Here is a 17,032-nt window from a genome sequence, read left to right as displayed (position 1 = left end):
AGGACAATACGATATGAAGACTTGGCTGAGCAAACTCGCGCGGATCGGCGGGGCGAGCATTCTGACGTTGGCGGCGGCGCTCGGATCGGCGCATGCGGAGGAAGGTTTTCCGCTCGACCGTGCGCCCGACAACATGCACAACATCGCTTCTTTGCAGCATGGAGCGCAATTGTTTGTAAACTATTGCCTGAACTGCCATAGTGCGAACCTGATGCGGTACAGCGCGCTCGAGCAGATCGGCATTTCGCAGAAGGAAATCGAGCAGAACCTGCTGTTCACGACCGACAAGGTAGGCGGCACCATGTCGGTGGCGCTGAAGCCGGACGACGCAAAGGCGTGGTTCGGCGTGGCGCCGCCCGATTTGTCGGTCGAAGCGCGTGCGCGCGGCAGCGACTGGTTGTACACGTACCTGCGCAGCTTCTACCGCGACGACACGCGGCCTACGGGCTGGAACAACATGGTGTTCAACAACGTCGGCATGCCGAACGTGCTGTGGCAATTGCAGGGCGAGCGCACAGCGAAATTCGAGGACGTGACGGACAAGGAGACGGGCGAGAAGACGCATGAGTTCGCGGGCTTCCAAGTCGTAAAACCTGGGACGATGTCCCGGGTAGATTATGATTCTGCCGTGGCCGATCTGGTCGCGTACTTGACTTGGATGTCCGAGCCGACCCAGCAGACGCGCCGACAGCTTGGCGTGTGGGTGCTGATCTTCCTGGGCGTACTGTCGTTTTTCGCCTGGCGGCTCAACGCGGCTTACTGGAAGGACGTCAAATAAACACGCCGTGACACGGTGTGGGGCCGGTGCAAGGGAGGGTTCGCTCCAACGAGCGGGCGCTCCGGCGTGCTGGCCCTTCAGCTTTTTGAGGAAACTTTAGACATGATGGTTTTGTATTCCGGCACAACTTGCCCGTTTTCCCAGCGTTGCCGGCTGGTGTTGTTCGAAAAGGGCATGGACTTCGAGATCCGCGACGTCGACCTGTTCAACAAGCCGGAAGACATCGCCGTGATGAATCCGTACGGGCAGGTGCCGATTCTGGTCGAGCGCGACTTGATTTTGTACGAATCGAACATCATCAACGAGTACATCGACGAGCGCTTCCCGCATCCGCAGCTGATGCCGGCCGATCCGGTGCAGCGTGCGCGTGCGCGCCTGTTCCTGCTCAACTTCGAAAAGGAGTTGTTCGTTCACGTCGGCACGCTCGAGAACGAGAAGGGCAAGGCCGCGGAGAAGAACCACGAGAAAGCGCGTCTCGCGATTCGCGATCGGTTGACGCAATTGGCGCCTATCTTCTTGAAGAACAAGTACATGCTGGGCGAAGAGTTCTCGATGCTGGACGTGGCGATCGCGCCGCTCTTGTGGCGTCTGGATCACTACGGCATCGAGTTGTCGAAGAATGCCGCGCCGCTGATGAAGTACGCCGAGCGTATCTTCAGCCGCCCGGCGTATATCGAGGCGCTGACGCCCTCGGAAAAGGTGATGCGCCGGTAAATCGGGTTCGGTCGCCCGCCCGCACGCATGGCGTTCGCGGGCGGCGCGCCGGATTCTGTACGAGGACAGTTGATGCAAGAAATTTCGACTAAGCCTTATTTGCTGCGTGCGTTGTACGAATGGTGCACCGACAACGGTTATACGCCGCACATCGCCGTGCGTGTGGACAACCAGACGCGCGTGCCGCGTCAGTTCGTGCATAACGACGAGATCGTGCTGAACATCAGCTTCGAGGCGACGAGCCAGCTGCAGATGGGCAACGAGTGGATCGAGTTCAGCGCGCGCTTCTCAGGCAAGGTGCATAAGATCGAAGTGCAGGTAGCCAATGTGCTGGCGATCTATGCGCGCGAGAACGGGCAGGGCATGGCCTTTCCGGTCGAGCCCGCGACGGGCGCCGCGCAAACCGGCGGGCCGGTGGCGGAGAGCGAAGTACAGGATGCCGATGTATTGGAATCCGAAGCTTCGCCGTCGGACGGCGATGCGAGCGCACCGGCCGCGAGCAGCGATGCGGAGCGCGCCCCGAGAAGCGATGACGATGGCGGCAAAGGCGGCGGCGGGAAAGGCCACCTCAAGGTCGTGAAATGAAGTAGAATCGCGGTCTTACGCCGGCTTAGCTCATCTGGTAGAGCAGTTGATTTGTAATCATCAGGTGGCGGGTTCGAGTCCTGCAGCCGGCACCATATCTGACGAGGGGTTACGCGATGTTTGCGTAACCCCTTCGTGTTTCTGCACCACCTACGCTTCTCTCTTCAGTCGAACGTCCGCACGACGGTGGACGCTTTGGTTGCGATCAGCCAGCTACCCTCCACCTTATGCAGCACGAAATGATCGTTGAAGAGCCTATTTCCGATCCGCACTCTTACCGTTGCCGTTGAAAGGCCGTCCGAGATGTTCTCCATGGACAGGACTGCCTCTTCTCTGGGCGCACCTGTTGATTGAGGGCTCGGTCTTCCGTTGATGAGCGCCGCGTATTCCGGCGCCGACAGGGTTTGCAACTGACCTTCGTGAACCCATTGCACGAGACAGCGCGGGTGAAAGACCTTATTGAAGTCACGGCTCTTCGGCTCGTAAGCCAAATTGAAATAGTCGTCGATTAAAGCGAGTACGGCCTGGGTCTGATTCATTGCTCGATGTCCTCAGTGGTTGAACGGCTCGTACAATGGACGATCCTCCCGCGCTCGAATAGTGCGAACCGGTCATCGCAGCCATTACAGGAAGACATCGATCATGGACGATCTCGATGGGGGGCTCGTTAGCGGCTTGCTTGCACTTGCAGCGCTAGCCGAGACGAAGAGCTTCGGCCGGGCCGCATCGCGTCTGGGTAAGACCCAGCCCGCGGTGAGTCGCGCTATCCAACGATTGGAGGATCGGCTCCGCGCAAAGCTCGTGCATCGCACGAGCCGGCACGTCGAAGTGACGGACGCCGGGCATGAGCTATTGTCGAAGGTGCTGCCGTTGCTGGAAGGGATCGAAGAGGCGACGGTCGGGGCCTCGGACCAGACTTCGGTCGTCAAGGGAACACTCCGTGTGGCGTGCGATGCGGCGTTCGCCCGTCTTGTGTTGGCGCCGGAGTTGTCCCAGTTCTTGAACGATCATCCCGCGCTTCAACTGAAGCTGGAGACGCGGAACGACCTCTCCGACTTGGTGAGCGACGGATTCGATCTCGCCATACGGTTCGGACCGCCATCCGTCTCCACGTTGGTGTGTCGCAGGCTATATAGTCCGCGAATCGTGACTGTGGCCGCGCCGTCTTACCTCGCGCGACGCGGTCGGCCGAGATCGCCGCAGGATCTCGTGGACGATGGCCATGAATGCATCCTCGCTATTGATCCGGCTACCGGCAGACCCTTCGACTGGGAGTTCTGGCGGGGCGACGAGAAGTTGAAGGTCGCCGTCAGCGGAAACCTCACAGTCACGGATGCGGGAACCAAGCTCGGAGCGTGCCTCGCAGGTTACGGGATCGCTCAGGTGATCGAACTTGGAATCGACGCTCATCTGCGCGCCGGCACGCTGGAGCCACTTCTGACGGACTGGCCCGACGAGACGTTTCCGCTCTACGTCTACTATCCCAGCCGGAACCACGTTCCCGCCAAGGTGAGAGCGTTCATCGACTTTGTCGTCGGCATGATGCCGGGGCTACAGCCCAAAGGCCCGGCCCTCTGCTCGCGGTTACCGACCGATTCGCCGAGCGCCAAGCAGGCAGTATCGTGACGCGTGAATCGAGGCGCGTCGCTGGCATGATGCCGCGTTCATCGCTAGGGCGCTGGCCGATGTTGCCCGCGCTCGCGGCCTGCGGCGCCAAATCACCTCCGAGCGCGCAAAGCGCCGACTGCTCCATCCGAGCTATCAACGAATGGCAGACGCATCTGCCGATAGGCAGCCCGATGCTCCACCACCTTGTCGATGAAGTACGCCGACTTGATGTGCTCGCCGCTCATGCTCTGTCGCTGACGCACGACTACCTGAAGGACGTCGCCGCGCGAAAACGAAGCTTCGTTATTGGCGATCTTTCGTAGAAACGCTTCATCGAGAATCGGCGCGTAGAAGGTGTGATCACCATTGGTGAAACGCCATTTGTTTTCTTGATTGAATTCCAATCGAACGATTTGAACCGTTTCGGTGAACGTCGTTTCGCCCAAGTCCTCGTCCCCTTCGTCCGGAACGATGAAGCAATACGCCTCCGACTTGCTCACGGTCTCAAAAACGTCACCTTCCGCGCCGCAGGAGAACGAGTCGACGCCCGGTCGGCACAACGGTCGAGTGATCAGTCCCTCGAGCGCTTGGCGGGTTTTCACATCTCTGAACAGTGCAAGAACCGTGAGGTCGATCTCGATCGATTCCGTTTCGACTGCGATAACCGCTGCGTCGTCTGTCGCGTGAACGCGCGAAATGGGCCGCCCGCGCAGCCACTTCAGGACGTGGATCAACCCTTTTCGCGTGGCGGCCACGCATTCCCGCGCATTGAGGCCAAGGTAGGCCAATAGCAGGCCTACAGCCTGGACTTCCCTAGTGGAGAAAAAGTCGATCGTACTCGAGGAAATCGATTGGTACAGCGTGAGGTCGATTCCAAAACTGCCTGTTCGGAACGGACTTTTGACGTTCACGGCCACCTTCGACGTTTCGCCGTTGACGACCCGGTTCGCGTGTTCGAGTAGGTCGCCCAGGGCGTGGAGCGCTGGGGCAAGTTCCCTGACGTCCATCTCGTTCGAGTCGAGCGCCGGGCCGTCATAGGCGATGCGAAACGTTTGGTGTTGCATGCGAGCTTGTTAGTCGGAAAAGCTCACGATCATAGGAGGGAAAAGCCGCCCCGCGCGAATGCCGCTCGCAATTCGGACACAAAGAAGTCGTCAGGGCCCCTGCTGCTAGCCTACTAGCTGCCGATCAGACGTGCGTTCAAAGTGCCGCCGGCTTCTCCACCTGCCACTTCAATACAGGATGCGTCGCGCCATCGGGCATGGCCCATACGCCATTCGGGCAGAAGTCCCACCCCACGAAGCTCGTCGCGTCGCGCATCTGCGCGGCCGTCAGGCCACCGGTCGATGGAATGCCGATGCCACCGAACGTGAGGCCCGTCGCATCCATGTTCCAGTAGTTGTTGAGGGCAGTGCCATTGCTGACAGCAGTAATGGCGCCAGGCGGCAGTGAAATTCCACTGCCTTGCCAGCCCGCTACCGGCCCCGAGGCAAACGATTCGATGATCGACGACATGCCGTCGATCGGGCTCGCCCCGGCCAGCCCACCAACAAACGTGGAGCTCGCCAGCGGGCTGACGCTGCCCGTCGCATACGACTGCTTGATCGTCCCGATGTTGGCGCCCACTAGTCCGCCCGCGTAGTCGAATCCGGCCACGTTGGCGCTGCTCCACGATTGCGCAATGAGTGCACCGTTGCCGTTCTCGCCCACGAGCCCGCCATTGGATGACGTGCGGCCCGGCCCAATCGCGCCCACCGCGCCGGTGGAATAGGCACGGAAGATCGTACCGAAGTTGACGCCGGCCAGCAGGCCGCCTTCGGCGAACGAATTGGCTGCGGCGGCGTTGTACGAATTCGTGACGCCGAGGTTGCGCACCACGCTATTCGTATCGATCGCGCCGAAAACGCCTGATGGTCCGCCCGCCGGGTCGAATGCGATCACCGCGCCGTCGATCACATGTCCGAATCCGTCGAACTGCCCCGCGTACGGTTGAACGAGATCGCCGATCGGCCGCAGGCTCCCGCCCGCGAACTCGACATCGCGTCCAAGCGCATAGTTTGCAAACAGGTCTTGCGCCACGCTTCGCAGGTCGTCTGCTGAATTGACAAGGCGATAGGCTGTGATTTGCGTCAGCAGCCCACTATTTGCGGGCGGCGTCCATGACGTATTTCCGAGCATCGCACCGGCCGCATAGGTCCCGTTCATGTCATAGAGCACGTTGACGATGCCCGTGCTCTTCGACCAGTCGATCGTGCCTTGATTCGTGACGCTGCCGCCGTTGTCGATCGCCGTCGAATCGGCATGCAGCGTGAGATTGCCGCTGCCCGCGTTCTTGATCGTGACGCCGTCGTTCACGCGCACCGAGCGATAAGCGTTCAATCCCAGCGAGGCCGGGCCGGTCCACCCGATGTTCGAGCCAATCGCGATATCGCCGCTGCGCCCTTCGTCGGCCGTCGCCTGGACGTTGATCGACGTTCCCGCATTGAGGTTTCGTGTCAGCACGGTGGCTTCGCGGCTGCCGATCGCGATGCTGGGCGTGATGATGTTCCATATACCGGCCGACACGGTCGGGATGCAATGGCAAAACACAATCGTGCCTGCCTCAGTGTCCACGGTTCCGCCGCTGCTATCCGCGTTCTTTGCGTCGAGCCGCCCGCCAAGCCGCACCCAGCCTCGGTCGGCGACGAGCCATATATGCCCGTCGCGCGTGGCCGTACCGGTGGCGCGGATGGCCGTGTGATTGCCCGACAAGGCGTACACGTTGCCGTCCGCCGCTTGCAAGCTGACCTGCGCGGCTTCGATCGCGCCTCGATTGATGACGGTGCCGCCGCTAGGCATCTGCACGTACACCTGCTTGTTGTGCTGGTCGGTCGCAAGCAGCATCTGCTGGGCAGCCGCGAGTTCCACCGTGCCATTCGGCGCGTGAATGTCTCCCGCGTTTTCCACTTGCGAGCGGGCGATCAAAAACACGTCGCCGTTTTTCGATTCGATTCGTCCCAGGTTGACGACCTTGCCGTTGGACGCTCCGGTAAATTGAAAATTGTCGACGAGCATGAACAACGTATCGTCGGTATCAAGCGTGGATGCAACGAACCGTCCCCCGGTCGATACGATGCCCGACTTGCCGATGAGCACGCCCTGCGGATTGACGAGATAGACGCTGCCGGTACCGGTGAGCGTGCCGAGAATCTGCGAAGGGGCGCCCCCGGTGACGCGGTTCAGCGTCGCACCGTTGCCGTTGTTGAACGTCACGCGTTGGCCCGCGTCGATCGAGAAACTGCCCCAATCGATGATGCCTCGACTCGAGCTTTGGTTGACCGTCACGGAGGTCGCGTTGCCGGCGATCGCGCCGGCGCCCGCCACGAACTGTCCACCTTGTGGGAGTGCGCCCGCGCCCAACGCTAGCGTGGCATGGGCGCATAAAGTCAGCGCCGCCGCGGCGCATGCCGACGGTGCGAACAGCGTGGCCGCGCGCCGCGACCGGTGATCGATTGTCCGCCCGAATTTCGTCTCAATCATGATCGCCCTCGTCAATCGTTCATTCGACGTTGTGCGCAGTCATCCGTGCTCGCACGCGGAGATGTTTAATCGGGAAATAAAATAAAAAAAGGCGTCGTTGTTTATTTGCTTATGAGAACTTCAGTTCTCGACGGTGCGATTTCACCGAAGCCGCGTGAGCGAAGAAACGAAGAAGCGATGTCCGCCTTGATTGAAGGCGGTTAAGCCGCGTTCAGCACGACACGGGCTTCTAGGCCGCCACCCTCTCGGTTCTCGAGCGTGAGCGTAGCGTTGAGCGCGAGGGCAAGCTGCCGCGCGATGGCGAGACCGAGGCCGGTTCCGCCGGTGGCGCGATTGCGCGAGGTTTCCTCGCGGTAGAAGGGTTCAAACACCGCTTCCAGCGCCTCCGGCGAAATGCCGGGGCCCCGATCGAGCACCGAGATCACGACGTGATTTACATGATCGTGACGCATCTCAATGGCCGCTTGTCCGGCAAACTTCAGCGCGTTGTCGACGAGATTGCCGATCAAACGCCGCAATGCATTAGGCCTCGTCGCGATCGTCACCGATTCATGCGCATCGAGCGATACCGCCGCGCCCGTATCGACGTAGTCATAAACCAAGCTTTCCAGCAACGCATGCAGGTCGGTACGATGGATGTCTTCATTCACGCCGTGCATCGTGCGCGCATACGCGAGCCCTTCCTTGACCAGCGTTTCCATCTCCGCAAGGTCGCGTTGCAGTCGCGCCCCTTGAACTTGGTCATCCATCGTCTCGACGCGCAGCCTCATTCGCGTAATCGGTGTCTGCAAATCGTGAGAAATGGCTGCCAAGATCTGAATGCGCTCCGCCATATAGCCCGCGATGCGTTCCTGCATCGAATTGAATGCACGCGCCGCTCGCGCCACCTCCGACGGTCCCTTCTCCGGCAGGCGTTCGCCCTTCAAATCGGGGCCGAGCGCGTCGGCTGCTTTCGCCAACTGCTGCAGAGGGCGCGTGGCAAGGCGTACTGCAAGCCACGAGCATGCGACGATCACCGCCAATTGCAGCGCGAGCGTAAACGGCAGCCACGGAGAGATCGGGATCGACGACATGGGCAAGACGTCGATTGTCAGCGGCGCACCGTCCGTGAGCTTTAAGTGAACCTGCAGGTGCTCGCGCGAGTCGGGGATCGTGTTGACGCTGACTGGGTACTTGCGCCCGATACCCGCCTCGATCGACTCCGCCATGCGTGCGGAGAGCCGCGCGTCGGGCGGCGCGCCGGTTTCGCCGGGGCCGAGAATGAAGCGGTACGTTCGGCGCGCGAGACGCGGCAGCCAATCCGCTCGCTCGCTGGCGGGAAGGTGGTCGAGCAAGGCGACCGAGCTGGCCACTTCCCGCTCGACGTAGCCCATCATCACGTCGGTCGTGGCGTTGTCGCGCTCTGTCAGCGTCAGCCAGAAACTCGCACCCTGTGTGAGCGCGAGACCAATGACGAGGATCAGCGCAACGCGCGCATACAACGTGCGAGGCAGGCGCCAATGCAAGGCTCGGCCGATCACGACGGATCCTGTATGACGGTGACGGCCGCTGAAAACACATACCCCTCGTTGCGCAGTGTCTTGATGTAGCGCGGCTCGCGCGCTTCGTCGCGCAGCCGCTGCCTGACGCGGCTCACCAGAAGGTCGATCGAACGATCGAACGCGTCGGCTTGGCGGCCCTGCGTGAGGCTCAGCAACTGGTCGCGCGTGAGCACTCGCTGCGGATGGTCGAGAAATACGCGCAGCAGCCGGTATTCGGCGCCGCTCAACGCGACGACGGTCCCCTCCGCGTCGAGCAGGTGCCTCGCAACGGTGTCGAGCCGCCAATCGCCGAACGCCAGCACGTGGGCCGACTCGCTCACTTGCATGCCAGGCGGAAGCATCCGCGCTCGGCGCAGGACCGCCTTGATGCGCGCGAGCAATTCCCGCACGGCGAACGGCTTCGCCAAATAATCGTCCGCGCCCATTTCCAGGCCGACGATGCGATCGGTTTCCTCGCCGCGCGCCGTGAGCATCAGTACAGGTACGCTGCGATGTCGGCTGGCGCGGAGATCGCGGCAGAGCACGAGGCCGTCCTCGCCCGGCAGCATCAGGTCGAGCACGATGATGTCCGGCGGCCCGCTTTCGAGCACCGCGCGCATGTCGCGGCCGTTGGCGGCGACCGATACGCGCATGCCGTTCTTCTCGAGATAGTCCGCGATCAATTCGCGAATGTCGCGATCGTCATCGACGACCAGCACATGGTCGATCCTGTCCATGGATGCTCCGTCAACGGCGCCTTCGCCGCATTTGCGCCGACGACCCGGCGATCAAATCGCACTTGAGCGGATGGCGCACTTCGGCGGCAACTCCCGCCATGATGAACAGCGCGACCGCCAAGACGCGTTTCATGCGTTGTCCACCACCGACATGCTTGCGCCGTCGTAGACCGCCGATTCGAGCCCGTAGACATCGACGCCGTCGAGGCAGCCGAGATTCACGCGCCAATGCGTGGGATTGCTGCGGGTTTGATGGAACGGATAGATGCCGCAATGGCGGCAGAAATAGTGCTTCGCCACGCGGGTGTTGAACTGGTAAAGCGTGAGATCGTCTTTGCCGCTGACGATTTCGAGCTGCTCGGCGGGGAACGCGGGCGACATCAACGCGCCTTTGCGGCGGCACAGACTGCAGTTGCAGCGGCCGGCCGGCGAGAGGGCCGTGAACACCTTGAATTTGACCGTACCGCAGTGGCATGAGCCATTGAACCATTCACTCATGATGCTCTCCGTTGGAAACCTGATGCGACGTAGAAGGCCCGTGACGATGTTGGGAAACGGGCGATCGATTCATGCGAGTTTGGGCTGGCGCGGGCAAGAACGCACTCTACAGCGATACGACCTGGAGTATCGCATCCGCGAACGCCTTCGGCGCTTCTTGCGGCAGATTGTGGCCGACGCCGCCGCCGATCGTGCGGTGCAGATACTCTCCGACGAACTTCTTGGCGTAAGCGGCGGGCTCGGGATGCGGCGCGCCGTTCGCATAGCCTTGCGCGCCGCGTTCGGTCGAGAAGTAGAACTGATACCACCAAGCGAATTCGGCTTTTGGCGGCAGCGGCTTTTTGTTGGCGGCATGACTGCCGATCAGGTACCCGCTCACCGAAACGAGCGCCTTCACGCGCTCGGGCCACAAGGCCGCGAGGCTCAGGCCCGCGATAGCGGTGCCGAGAAGACGACGACGTCGAGGGTCGACAGGTTTGTCCATGTTGTTCTCCGTACAGCAATGGTGAAAGGCGTCCGGCCGTATCGGTCAGGCTTCGGTGCTTGCCTTTATACGCAAAGCTGCGCGGGCGTTTGTATCTCAATGTATCGACGTTTGTTCAATACACATGGGGATTCAAAAATGCGCGCCGTTTGGCGTCTGCGGCAAACAGCCGAGTCCTTTCAACGTCGCTTCGACGGCCGCGTCGAGCGGCGTGTGCGGTTCGCGGCCGATCTCGGTTTCCAGTCGAGCGTTGCTCATACTCACCGGCACGCGCCAGAGATAGCGCATCTCCATCAACTCGCGCAGAGTCGGAACGAACGGCGAGGCCAACCGAGCGAGCCACCAAGGAAAGCGCCGCAGGCGCGGATGCAGGCCGTGCCGCTGCGCGACCGCTTGAATCGCATGCGCCATCTGTGTCCCGTCCGCATCCCAGTGGCCGCGCATATGGAAGCTCGCGAACGCGGCGAGCGTATGCCTGCGTTCGATAAGCTCAACCATGGTTCGCGCGACGTCGGGTACATACGACCATTGATGGCCCACGCCCGGCCGACCGGGGACGCGAACGGTCTGCACCATCCGCCCCGGCTGGATAAGGCCCTGCGCGAACCAACTGTTGCCGGCGCGCGGCCCGAAAAAGTCCCCGGCGCGCACGACGATCGTACGCACGCCTTGCGCCGTCGCGGCCTCCAGTCGTCGCTCGAGTTCCACCCTGATCGCGCCTTTACGCGTAGTCGGCCGCTGCGGCGAGTCTTCCCGCAGAACGGGAAACGCATCGCCGCCGTAGTTGTAGACGGTGCCGGGCAAGACGACCGTCGCCCCGGTCGCTGCTGCGGCGGCGATGGTGTTGTCGATCATCGGCAACACGAGTTCCGACCAACGGCGGTATCCGGGCGGATTGACTGCGTGAACGATGACGCCGCAGCCCCGAGCGGCATCGACGACCGATCGACGATCCATCGCGTCGCCGCGAAGCCAGACGATGCCGTCGCGCTCGACTTCGGCAGCGTCAAGAGTGCGTGCCAGAGCTCGGACCTCCCACCCCGCATCGCGCAATTGCCGCGCAAGCTCGCCGCCGATGCCGCCCGTCGCGCCAAGGATCAACGCCCGCCCTACCTGTACGTTCTGCGTGGTTTCCATCCATCTTCTCCTGGGAATGTGCATGCCGATGGCGGCATTGTGTGGCGCTCCCCGCTAATAAGGAATTGTCGAACGTGATCGATAGGCTATACATTTATGTATGGCTACCGATTTGAGTTGGGAACTGTATCGAACGTTTCTTGCCGTGCTGACGGAAGGCTCGCTCTCGGGTGCGGCCCGAGCGCTCGGCATCACGCAGCCGACGGCGGGCCGTCACGTGGCCGCGCTCGAGACTGCTTTCGGTCAAACGCTGTTTACCCGCTCGCAGTCGGGACTGCTGCCCACCGAGGCCGCACTGTCGCTGCGTGGCTATGCGCAGTCTCTGCAGAGCACGGCGGCAGCCCTGGCGCGCGCGGCCGCGAGTCATGGGGCAGGGGTGAGAGGGGTCGTGCGCGTATCGGCCAGCGACATCATCGGCGTTGAAGTGCTGCCGCCCGTGATTGCCGAGCTGCGGCGCGCGCACCCGGCGCTCATCGTCGAACTCGTGCCGACCAATCGCATTCAGGACGTACTGCAGCGCGAGGTCGATATTGCCGTGCGCATGGCCACGCCTGCGCAAGAGGCGCTGATTGCGCGCAAGGCGGGCGACATCGAACTTGGGCTATACGCGCATGCGGACTACGCGGCCGCGTGCGGCAACCCCGCGACCCTCGCCGAACTGGCTAGCCACCCGCTCATCGGCTTCGATCAATTGACGCCGTTCCTGCGTGAGGCCGGCAAGAAGCTGCCGATGTGGCGGCGCGAAGCATTCGCGCTACGAACGGACAGCGATCTCGCGCAACTTGCGCTGATTCGCGCGGGTTGCGGGATCGGTTTTTGCCAATCGGGCCTTGCGCGGCGCGATGCGCTCGTGCGCGTGTTGCCCGACGTCGTGGCGCTCAAGTTCCAGACGTGGGTCGTGATGCACGAGGATCTGCGCAGCAGTCCCCGTTGTACGGCCGCATTCGACGCGCTCGTGCGCGGGCTGCAAGCTTATATCGCCGGAGACGATGCAAACGGTGCGGGCTCGCCAAGCCGCTCACCCAGAAAATCGACGAATACGCGCAAGCGCGGCAGCATGTGACGGCTCGCCGGCCATAGCGCACGGAACACGCCTTCGGTTGTTTTCGACAGGGTCAACGCGGGTTGCAGTCGTCCTTCCGTAATCGCGTCGCGGCACAGGAAATCAGGGATGTACGCGATGCCGAGCCCCTCCACGGCCGCCGACAAGACGGCCTCTGCGTTGTTGAAGATGAGCGGCGCGCTCGTTTGCGTGCCGCGTAGCGCGGATTCGCCGTCTATCAGCCACTCTTGCAGCTTCCCGCTCGAAGCGAATCTGAAGCGCAGACACGCGTGCTCCGCAAGATCGTCTGCTACTTTCGGCATGCCGCGCCGCGCGAAGTAGGCAGGCGACGCGCAAACGACGAGCCGGTATGGGCCGAGCGGCTTTGCCTTTAAGCGTGAATCGAGGGGCTCGCCCCCGCGAATGACGACATCGAAACCTTCTTCGACTACATCGACGAGACGGTCGCTGAAGTCCAAGTCGAGTTCGATCGCCGGATAGCGCGAGCGAAACTCGGCAAGAACCGGCAGCACGAACCGATAGCCGACCGCGGGCACGCTGACGCGCAACCGTCCACGCGGCACGGCGCTCGCGGTCGACAGCTGCGCCTGTGCATCCTCGATATCCTGCAACGCTTGCCGGCAGCGGTCGAAAAAAATCGAGCCTTCATCGGTGAGACTGATCTTGCGAGTGGTTCGATGAAACAGTCGAACGCCGAGATTCTTTTCCAACTTCGCGATGCTCTTACCGACCGCGGACGCCGAGATGCCGAGCGCGCGGCCCGCGGCGACGAAGCTGCGCATTTCCGCCGCGCGGATGAAGACGAGGAGCCCACTGAGCGTTTCCATCGAAATGGTCGATTAAGGAATGATTTTCCTGAGAGTCCGGAAAGCGGGCTCATTTAAACATGGTCGGCGCACTTTTAACATTCCGGCACACCTTCGACCTACCATCTCTCAAGGGATTCGCGCCATGCCAAATACCACCGACGCAAAAGCACTCGACGTAACGCAGAAGCGCTTGGTGCTTTGCGCGGTTTGTCTGGCGGCGCTCGCGATGCCGGTCAGCTTCACGGGCCCGGCTCTAGCGCTGCCCACGATCGCATCCGCGCTCGGCGGCTCCCCGCTCGCCCTAGAGTGGGTGACGAACGCGTTCATGCTGGCATTCGGCAGTTGCATGCTCGTGGCGGGGACGTTGGCCGATCGCTTCGGGCGCAAGCGCATTTTTCTGGTCGGCACGCTTGGCTTCACCCTATCGTCGGTCATCGCGGCGCTTGCTGGGTCGATCATCGCAGTCGACCTCGCTCGTGTGCTGCAAGGCATGGCCGGCGCGGCTGCACTTTCTGCCGGCGCCGCCGCCCTTGCCCAAGAGTTCGAGGGCGACGCGCGCAATCGTGCGTTCAGCCTGCTCGGCACGACGTTCGGCGTGGGGCTCGCATTCGGGCCGATTCTTGCCGGCGGGCTCATTGCGCACATCGGCTGGCGTGCCGTGTTCGTTAGCACAGCCCTCGTTATGCTCGCGGCCTCGGTGTCGGGTGCGAAATGCATGCGGGAAACCCGCGACCCTGGCGCGACAAGCGTCGACTGGCCTGGCGCCGCGACCTTCGCCTGCGCATTGGCTTTATTCACCTACGCGGTGTTGCGCGTGTCCGACCGCGGGTGGGGGAGCGCGGCTGTGCTCGTTCCATTAGCCGCATCGACCCTCGCGGCGGCTGCGTTCGCCGTTGTCGAACTGCGTGCAACGCGCCCGATGCTCGATCTCTCGTTGTTTCGCTATCCGCGCTTCATCGGCGTGCAATTCGTCGCGGCCGCGCCGGCGTATTGCTACGTCGTACTGCTCGTATTGATGCCGGTTCGCTTGATCGGTATCGACGGGCTCGACAGTGTAGCAACCGGGCGAATGATGTTCGCTATGTCCGCGCCGATGCTAGTCGTGCCGCTGATTGCCGGCCGTTTGGTGGGCTGGGTGTCGCCTGGCGTCATCGCCGGCATCGGTCTGCTGCTGTGCGCTTGCGGCCACCTTTGGCTTGCGCAGTGTGCGCCAGCTCCATTCTCCGGCAGCTTGCCGGCCGCGATGTTCGTCATCGGGCTGGGCGTGAGTCTTCCGTGGGGCCTGATGGACGGGCTCGCCGTGAGCGTCGTGCCGAAGGAGCGAGCCGGGATGGCGGCCGGCATCTTCAACACCACGCGCGTGGCCGGCGAGGGAATCGCGTTGGCGGTCGTCACGACATTGCTGGCGGGATTCATCGACGCGAATCTGCGCGGCGCCTTTCCGTCGGGCGGCGATGCGGCGCGGATCGGTCAGGCATCCAATCGGCTCGCGATGGGCGATTTGGCCGGGGCGGCAAGCGTGCTGACTCATGCGCCGCGAGCCGAACTGGCTCGGCTCTATGGCGACGCATTTCACTCGCTGTTGCACGTTCTGGCAGGCATCACCGTGCTATCGGCCCTGCTGGTATTCGGCTTTCTGAGGCGCGCCGCGTGCTCGGATCTGGACGATGCGTACCTCGCATGAACGCCCACATGTCCGCGTGCAGCGCTTCCATATGCGTGTAGAGCAACCCGTGCGGCGCACCCGGATAGATCTTGAGGGTGCTGCCGGCAATCAACTCCGCGCTGCGCAACCCGCCCACTTCGAGCGGCACCGAGCAGTCGCGGTCGCCTTGAACGATCATGGTCGGCACGTCGATCTGCCGCATTTCGGCTCTGAAGTCCGCTTCGACGAGCACTCGGCTGCATGCCAGCGCGACAGGAACGGGAGCTTGTAGGATCGTCGCGCCCCAGCGCATCATGGCCGGCGACGTTTCGGGCACGAAAAACGGCGGCAGCGCACTCGCCACCCAGCTCGGATAGTCGCGTCGCCACAGCGCCCACAGCGCTTCGAACCGCTCGCGCGGTATGCCGCCGGGGTTGTCATCGGTCTGGAGCAACATTGGTGTCGTGGGCGCGATCAGGATGACGCGCGCCACCCGCTTGCCGCCGTGCCGGCTCAAATAGCGTACGACGTCTCCGCTGCCCATCGAGTGCGATACGAGCGTGATGTCCTTCAAGTCGAGCGATTCGATAAGCTTCGCCAAGTCGTCGGCGAACGTATCGAAATCGTAGCCGCGCGCGGGTTGGTCGGAGCGGCCGTGTCCCCGGCGGTCCAGAGCGATGCAGCGCACGCCGTTGTCGCCGAATTCGGCGAATTGGTAGTCCCACATCGCGCTGCCGCAGCCGAGCGCGCTGACGAACAGCATCGGAGCGCCGCTGCCCCATTGGCGCCAATAAAGTTGCGTTCCGTCGTTTGCGGCGATGATCGGCATGTCGCTTTCTCCTTCGGTTGTCGATGCGTTGATGGCATCGTAGAAGGAAGGCGGAGCGAAATCGATTACCTGCGAGGTAAGGGGAAGCTGACCCCGTATGGGCACCCGTACGGGAACCCTAACGCCGGCGTCAGCTCAATTCAGCGTCTTGGCTTTCTTGCCGGCGCGCGACGGCGGCTGGCACATGACGCAGGCCTTGGCGCGCGGCAGATCATGCTTGTAGGACACGAACTTGCCCCTGCAGCGGCAGCATTCATGCATGTCCAAGATCCCGCCGTTGAAGAAGCGCACGAGCGTCCATGCGCGCGTCAAGTCGAGATGAACGTCGAGGCCGGCGTTCGTGCAGTGCTCGCGGTACAGGCGATAGCCCTTGGTCAGCGAATCGACGTGCGAGCAGCGGGCTTCCTGCTTCAGGAACGAGTACGTGTGGTAGAACAGCGACGCGTGAATATTGGCCTGCCACGTCATGTACCAGTCGGCGGAGGAGGGCAGCATGCCCTTCGGCGGCGATTCTTCCTTGACTTCGCGATAGAGGCGAATGAGGCGCTCGCGCGAAAGCGAGAGTTCGGACTCGAGCACCTGCATGCGGGCGCCCAGTTCGATCAACGCGACGGCGCGGGAGACTTCTTGCGCTTCTTCGATCAGGCTCGTCTTCGGCATGGCTGGCTCCCTATTAGGCGAATTGCTTGGCAGGCTGGGCGGCGAGCAAAATCGCCGCGTGCGTGGCCGTGGCGTCGAGACCTTTCTCCATCGACGTCAGAGCGGTCAGCATAGCCGCATCGTTGAAGCGGAAGTCGCACACGAGCTCTTCCGACTGCGCGAACTTGATGGTTTGCGCGGGCGTCAGCGTGTGGAGCAGATCGGCCAACTGCGACGACAGGCCGAGCTTGAACAAGCCCTCCGCATAGTCTTCGTTGAGCATGTGCTTTGCGAGCAACAGATACGACAGGTTGATCTCTCGTACCGTTTCGAGCACTTCGCGATCGTTCACTCTTGCCTCCGCAACTGGGAAATCGGGTCGCACGCCGGTGGTTTCGGCCGCCTCGCAAGTCGCGCGGCGTGGTGCATGCGTTGGATGAGAGTATTGTTCAGATTGTTAGCGATAC

Annotated in this window: 18 protein-coding genes, 1 tRNA gene and 1 pseudogene; 7 read left to right on the top strand and 13 right to left on the bottom strand. The window is 62.4% G+C overall.

What is annotated here, in order from left to right; genetic code table 11:
* Positions 1-13: 13 nt before the first annotated feature.
* The 4 genes from ACTHNR_RS03255 to ACTHNR_RS03240 all read left to right on the top strand — a co-directional run bounded on the left by ACTHNR_RS03255 (position 14) and on the right by ACTHNR_RS03240 (position 2,172).
* The gene (locus ACTHNR_RS03255) at positions 14-778 is read left to right on the top strand and encodes a cytochrome c1 (protein ID WP_440546026.1); all 765 of its coding nucleotides are present in this window, start codon (positions 14-16) and stop codon (positions 776-778) included.
* A 102-nt stretch (positions 779-880) separates the two neighbouring features.
* Positions 881-1,492 carry a glutathione S-transferase N-terminal domain-containing protein gene (locus ACTHNR_RS03250; protein ID WP_006052302.1) on the top strand — a complete coding sequence of 204 codons (612 nt, stop codon included), beginning with the start codon at positions 881-883 and terminating at the stop codon, positions 1,490-1,492.
* 72 nt (positions 1,493-1,564) lie between these two features.
* Positions 1,565-2,077 (top strand): ClpXP protease specificity-enhancing factor, encoded by a 513-nt coding sequence (locus ACTHNR_RS03245; protein WP_440546025.1) that lies wholly within the window; start codon positions 1,565-1,567, stop codon positions 2,075-2,077.
* A gap of 19 nt (positions 2,078-2,096) precedes the next feature.
* Positions 2,097-2,172, top strand: a tRNA-Thr gene (locus ACTHNR_RS03240).
* Between the two features lie 69 nt (positions 2,173-2,241).
* On the opposite strand, the gene ACTHNR_RS03235 is transcribed toward ACTHNR_RS03240, so the two are convergent.
* Positions 2,242-2,616 carry a nuclear transport factor 2 family protein gene (locus ACTHNR_RS03235; RefSeq protein WP_440546024.1) on the bottom strand — a complete coding sequence of 125 codons (375 nt, stop codon included), beginning with the start codon at positions 2,614-2,616 and terminating at the stop codon, positions 2,242-2,244.
* 103 nt (positions 2,617-2,719) lie between these two features.
* On the opposite strand from ACTHNR_RS03235, the gene ACTHNR_RS03230 reads away from it, so the two are divergent.
* Positions 2,720-3,703, top strand: coding sequence for a LysR family transcriptional regulator (locus tag ACTHNR_RS03230; RefSeq protein WP_440546023.1), 984 nt, complete (start codon positions 2,720-2,722; stop codon positions 3,701-3,703).
* Between the two features lie 92 nt (positions 3,704-3,795).
* On the opposite strand, the gene ACTHNR_RS03225 is transcribed toward ACTHNR_RS03230, so the two are convergent.
* The 8 genes and pseudogenes from ACTHNR_RS03225 to ACTHNR_RS03190 all read right to left on the bottom strand — a co-directional run bounded on the left by ACTHNR_RS03225 (position 3,796) and on the right by ACTHNR_RS03190 (position 11,580).
* A complete protein-coding gene (locus ACTHNR_RS03225; RefSeq protein ID WP_440546022.1) occupies positions 3,796-4,602 on the bottom strand; it encodes a hypothetical protein in 807 nt (268 codons plus the stop codon).
* Between the two features lie 283 nt (positions 4,603-4,885).
* The gene (locus ACTHNR_RS03220; protein WP_440546020.1) at positions 4,886-7,204 is read right to left on the bottom strand and encodes a two-partner secretion domain-containing protein; all 2,319 of its coding nucleotides are present in this window, start codon (positions 7,202-7,204) and stop codon (positions 4,886-4,888) included.
* Between the two features lie 200 nt (positions 7,205-7,404).
* Entirely contained in the window at positions 7,405-8,724 is a 1,320-nt protein-coding gene (locus ACTHNR_RS03215; RefSeq protein WP_440546019.1) for an ATP-binding protein, read from the bottom strand.
* Complete coding sequence (locus ACTHNR_RS03210) at positions 8,721-9,461, bottom strand: response regulator (RefSeq protein ID WP_440546018.1); 741 nt, start codon at positions 9,459-9,461, stop codon at positions 8,721-8,723. The genes ACTHNR_RS03215 and ACTHNR_RS03210 overlap by 4 nt, the downstream gene beginning before the upstream one ends.
* A 10-nt stretch (positions 9,462-9,471) precedes the next feature.
* Positions 9,472-9,594 (bottom strand): hypothetical protein, encoded by a 123-nt coding sequence (locus ACTHNR_RS03205; protein ID WP_440546017.1) that lies wholly within the window; start codon positions 9,592-9,594, stop codon positions 9,472-9,474.
* The gene (locus ACTHNR_RS03200; RefSeq protein ID WP_440546016.1) at positions 9,591-9,959 is read right to left on the bottom strand and encodes a GFA family protein; all 369 of its coding nucleotides are present in this window, start codon (positions 9,957-9,959) and stop codon (positions 9,591-9,593) included. The genes ACTHNR_RS03205 and ACTHNR_RS03200 overlap by 4 nt, the downstream gene beginning before the upstream one ends.
* Positions 9,960-10,065: 106 nt before the next feature.
* A pseudogene (locus tag ACTHNR_RS03195) lies at positions 10,066-10,380 on the bottom strand (alpha/beta fold hydrolase); the annotation flags it as partial.
* 195 nt (positions 10,381-10,575) lie between these two features.
* Positions 10,576-11,580 (bottom strand): NAD-dependent epimerase/dehydratase family protein, encoded by a 1,005-nt coding sequence (locus tag ACTHNR_RS03190; RefSeq protein ID WP_440546014.1) that lies wholly within the window; start codon positions 11,578-11,580, stop codon positions 10,576-10,578.
* Between the two features lie 100 nt (positions 11,581-11,680).
* Between ACTHNR_RS03190 and ACTHNR_RS03185 the strand changes: the two genes are divergently transcribed.
* Positions 11,681-12,643, top strand: a complete 963-nt coding sequence (locus ACTHNR_RS03185) for a LysR family transcriptional regulator (protein WP_440546013.1) — start codon at positions 11,681-11,683, stop codon at positions 12,641-12,643.
* Here the strand turns inward: ACTHNR_RS03185 and ACTHNR_RS03180 are convergent.
* Positions 12,553-13,470, bottom strand: a complete 918-nt coding sequence (locus ACTHNR_RS03180; RefSeq protein WP_440546012.1) for a LysR family transcriptional regulator — start codon at positions 13,468-13,470, stop codon at positions 12,553-12,555. The genes ACTHNR_RS03185 and ACTHNR_RS03180 overlap by 91 nt on opposite strands.
* Positions 13,471-13,594: 124 nt before the next feature.
* Here ACTHNR_RS03180 and ACTHNR_RS03175 point away from each other — a divergent pair, with 124 nt between their 5' ends.
* Positions 13,595-15,136, top strand: coding sequence for an MFS transporter (locus ACTHNR_RS03175; RefSeq protein ID WP_440546010.1), 1,542 nt, complete (start codon positions 13,595-13,597; stop codon positions 15,134-15,136).
* Here ACTHNR_RS03175 and ACTHNR_RS03170 read toward each other — a convergent pair.
* The 3 genes from ACTHNR_RS03170 to flhD all read right to left on the bottom strand — a co-directional run bounded on the left by ACTHNR_RS03170 (position 15,054) and on the right by flhD (position 16,917).
* Positions 15,054-15,926 carry an alpha/beta fold hydrolase gene (locus ACTHNR_RS03170; RefSeq protein WP_440546009.1) on the bottom strand — a complete coding sequence of 291 codons (873 nt, stop codon included), beginning with the start codon at positions 15,924-15,926 and terminating at the stop codon, positions 15,054-15,056. The genes ACTHNR_RS03175 and ACTHNR_RS03170 overlap by 83 nt on opposite strands.
* 135 nt (positions 15,927-16,061) lie before the next feature.
* A complete protein-coding gene (flhC, locus tag ACTHNR_RS03165; RefSeq protein ID WP_440546007.1) occupies positions 16,062-16,586 on the bottom strand; it encodes a flagellar transcriptional regulator FlhC in 525 nt (174 codons plus the stop codon).
* Between the two features lie 13 nt (positions 16,587-16,599).
* Positions 16,600-16,917 carry a flagellar transcriptional regulator FlhD gene (flhD, locus tag ACTHNR_RS03160; protein ID WP_440546005.1) on the bottom strand — a complete coding sequence of 106 codons (318 nt, stop codon included), beginning with the start codon at positions 16,915-16,917 and terminating at the stop codon, positions 16,600-16,602.
* Positions 16,918-17,032 lie beyond the last annotated feature (115 nt).

Origin of the sequence: Trinickia sp., assembly GCF_051954495.1 — a bacterium.
Classification (GTDB): Bacteria; Pseudomonadota; Gammaproteobacteria; order Burkholderiales; family Burkholderiaceae; genus Trinickia.
The sequence above is the reverse complement of the archived record's forward strand: the minus strand, read 5'-3'. Positions and strand labels throughout refer to the sequence as shown.

What these genes read in the sequence shown, in the direction of transcription:
- ACTHNR_RS03255 (WP_440546026.1), top strand. Translation starts at nt 14, where the DNA reads ATGAAGACTTGGCTGAGCAAACTCGCGCGGATCGGCGGGGCGAGCATT.
- ACTHNR_RS03250 (WP_006052302.1), top strand. Translation starts at nt 881, where the DNA reads ATGATGGTTTTGTATTCCGGCACAACTTGCCCGTTTTCCCAGCGTTGC.
- ACTHNR_RS03245 (WP_440546025.1), top strand. Translation starts at nt 1,565, where the DNA reads ATGCAAGAAATTTCGACTAAGCCTTATTTGCTGCGTGCGTTGTACGAA.
- ACTHNR_RS03235 (WP_440546024.1), bottom strand. Translation starts at nt 2,616, where the DNA reads ATGAATCAGACCCAGGCCGTACTCGCTTTAATCGACGACTATTTCAAT.
- ACTHNR_RS03230 (WP_440546023.1), top strand. Translation starts at nt 2,720, where the DNA reads ATGGACGATCTCGATGGGGGGCTCGTTAGCGGCTTGCTTGCACTTGCA.
- ACTHNR_RS03220 (WP_440546020.1), bottom strand. Translation starts at nt 7,204, where the DNA reads ATGATTGAGACGAAATTCGGGCGGACAATCGATCACCGGTCGCGGCGC.
- ACTHNR_RS03210 (WP_440546018.1), bottom strand. Translation starts at nt 9,461, where the DNA reads ATGGACAGGATCGACCATGTGCTGGTCGTCGATGACGATCGCGACATT.
- ACTHNR_RS03205 (WP_440546017.1), bottom strand. Translation starts at nt 9,594, where the DNA reads ATGAAACGCGTCTTGGCGGTCGCGCTGTTCATCATGGCGGGAGTTGCC.
- ACTHNR_RS03200 (WP_440546016.1), bottom strand. Translation starts at nt 9,959, where the DNA reads ATGAGTGAATGGTTCAATGGCTCATGCCACTGCGGTACGGTCAAATTC.
- ACTHNR_RS03190 (WP_440546014.1), bottom strand. Translation starts at nt 11,580, where the DNA reads ATGGAAACCACGCAGAACGTACAGGTAGGGCGGGCGTTGATCCTTGGC.
- ACTHNR_RS03185 (WP_440546013.1), top strand. Translation starts at nt 11,681, where the DNA reads ATGGCTACCGATTTGAGTTGGGAACTGTATCGAACGTTTCTTGCCGTG.
- ACTHNR_RS03180 (WP_440546012.1), bottom strand. Translation starts at nt 13,470, where the DNA reads ATGGAAACGCTCAGTGGGCTCCTCGTCTTCATCCGCGCGGCGGAAATG.
- ACTHNR_RS03175 (WP_440546010.1), top strand. Translation starts at nt 13,595, where the DNA reads ATGCCAAATACCACCGACGCAAAAGCACTCGACGTAACGCAGAAGCGC.
- ACTHNR_RS03170 (WP_440546009.1), bottom strand. Translation starts at nt 15,926, where the DNA reads ATGCCGATCATCGCCGCAAACGACGGAACGCAACTTTATTGGCGCCAA.
- flhC (WP_440546007.1), bottom strand. Translation starts at nt 16,586, where the DNA reads ATGCCGAAGACGAGCCTGATCGAAGAAGCGCAAGAAGTCTCCCGCGCC.